This is a genomic window from Moritella dasanensis ArB 0140 (assembly GCF_000276805.1).
Taxonomy (GTDB): Bacteria; Pseudomonadota; Gammaproteobacteria; order Enterobacterales; family Moritellaceae; genus Moritella; species Moritella dasanensis.
Map to the genome: position 1 here is coordinate 1 of NZ_AKXQ01000054.1, position 2,295 is coordinate 2,295.

A 2,295-nucleotide genomic window follows, 5' to 3' on the forward strand; every position below is an offset into this window, starting at 1 on the left:
TGTTGAACGAAGCCGCTACGCGGCGGAGTAATTACCCCCACCAGTCATACTTACCAATAGCATCACCATTAGGGTGGTGACATTGGAGATTCAGTATGAACACTTCACACCAGCAACGATTTAATTTTCTTTATGAACAACACCTTATCAATTTAAGACTGCAAGGTAAACGACCAGCGACTATTGATGGCTATTCTCGTGCGGTTCGACGTATTTCGGCTTACTTTGATAAGTCTCCCGATGGATTAACAACGGCTGATTTAAAGGATTACTTTAACAGTCTTATCCAAACTCACTCTTGGAGCACCATTAAATTAGACCGTAACGGCTTGCAGTTTTTCTATCGCTACACGCTTGATAAACAATGGGAATGGCTCAACATCGTCAAACCTCCACAGGTTAAACGTCTGCCCGACATCTTGACGCCAGCGCAAATAAGTAAAGTCATCAATGGCACTAAGAAACAGCGCTATCAAGTGTTCTTTCTCACCCTTTACAGCATGGGTTTGCGTTTAAGTGAAGGCTTAAACCTGACGGTTCATGACATCGATAGCCAGACCATGCAAGTGCATATCCGCGAAGCTAAAGGCGGCAAAGATAGATTGGTGCCATTGCCAAAACGAACCCTGCACGCGCTACGCAGTCATTGGCAAACGCACCATCACGCACGATTGATATTCCCTGGACTTGGCAACGGCATGAACTCGCCGATGGATAAAGGTGGCATTCAAAAAGCCATCAAACAAGTTTTACGTGATTGTAATATCAATAAACTCGTTAGCCCCCATTCGCTACGTCATTGCTTTGCGACTCACTTGCTGGAAAATGGTTTAGACTTACGTTCGCTGCAAGTGTTACTTGGTCATGCCAGTCTCAATACTACCGCTCGATATACGCAGCTAACCCAACTTAAACAGCGAGATGCAGCGGTCGCTATTAATCACCTTGCTGACAAGTTAGCGTTAGATTGGAGCTTGAAATGAGTACGTTCATTGACTTGCTTCGTCAACATCATCAAGAGTTTGAAAGTGAATATGGCAATCAACTCTCACATGATAGTCGCCGCGCCATTTACGCCATGCTCAGTTGCAAAACGAGTAACCAAGGTTGCTCGCAATGGCTTTGCCATCACTGCCAACATGGTGATCGAATGCCACTTTCTTGCGGTCATCGCCATTGTCCACAATGCCAACAGCGCACCACTTCTGATTGGCTCATGCGCCAACAATCTAAATTACTACCCGTACATTATTTTATGGTCACGTTCACTTTGCCCTATGAGTTACGAACGCTTGCGCGTTCGCAATCCAAGGCGCTATATCAATCCATGTTTTCAGTTGCAGCATCGGTATTGAAGGATTTTGCTAAACGTAGAAACGGCGGTGAAATTGGCTTCACCACCGTTTTGCATACTCACAACAGGAAACGTAATTTACATCCCCATTTACACATTATAGTCGCCAGTGGGAGCTACAATAAAATGCGCAACCAATGGCATAAAGGTAAGAGTAACTATCTGTTTAACGCCTTTGCACTGGCTAAAGTCTGGCGAGCTAGAATGATTGATGCAATCAATCGGCACGCTGATTTATCTCTCGCGAACACTGGCACATTACCCACTAAATGGGTCGTTGATTGCCGCAAAGTCGGTTACGGTCTTCCCGCCTTACAATATCTGTCACGCTATTTATATCGGGGCATATTGCCTGATAAAGACATCATCGACACGAGCCATAATACAGTGACATTCAACTATAAAGACGGGCAAACTCAAGCAACAAAAACCAGAATCTTACCAACGCTGAAATTCCTCTGGCTAATCTTGCAGCATGTGTTGCCAAAAGGACTCCAGCGAGTGAGAGATTATGGTTTTTTACACGGTAATGCCAAACGGCTGAGAATGCGTATTCAAATCATATTACTGCATCTGTTCAATTGGAAAATGCCGTTACTCGCAGCAACAACACCAAGCAAAGCAATACGTATTTGCCCTTGCTGTCAGCATGAAATGAAGTGCGTTGGTATCACGCGAACGACCTAGCCGAAAGGCGAACATAATAAGGATAATGGCATTAAGAATATGAACTGGAGGTATTGAACTTCATGGTTAAGACTGGCTAATTAATTGATAAATAACAGATCTGTTATTTATCTCAATTTCGCTCGTCTTGGATTTAGCCCCAAGACGAAGTGCCCATCAAGATCAAACACGTTATTTACTATATAAAGAAGAGCTCGGGCTTGCTCAACACCCGAATAAGGTGTCGGCTGCGCGACACCTATTCTTATTTGTTA

General features: G+C 44.1%; 2 protein-coding genes. Both read left to right on the forward strand.

What is annotated here, in order from left to right:
* Positions 1-95: 95 nt before the first annotated feature.
* On the forward strand, positions 96-983 hold the full coding sequence (locus A923_RS0121815) for a site-specific integrase (protein WP_017223805.1): 888 nt from the start codon (positions 96-98) through the stop codon (positions 981-983).
* Complete coding sequence (locus tag A923_RS0121820) at positions 980-2,041, forward strand: IS91 family transposase (RefSeq protein ID WP_017223806.1); 1,062 nt, start codon at positions 980-982, stop codon at positions 2,039-2,041. Before A923_RS0121815 ends, A923_RS0121820 begins: the two co-directional genes overlap by 4 nt.
* Positions 2,042-2,295 lie beyond the last annotated feature (254 nt).

Excerpts from the sequence above, each read along its gene's own strand:
- A923_RS0121815 (WP_017223805.1), top strand. The coding sequence starts at position 96 with ATGAACACTTCACACCAGCAACGATTTAATTTTCTTTATGAACAACAC.
- A923_RS0121820 (WP_017223806.1), top strand. The coding sequence starts at position 980 with ATGAGTACGTTCATTGACTTGCTTCGTCAACATCATCAAGAGTTTGAA.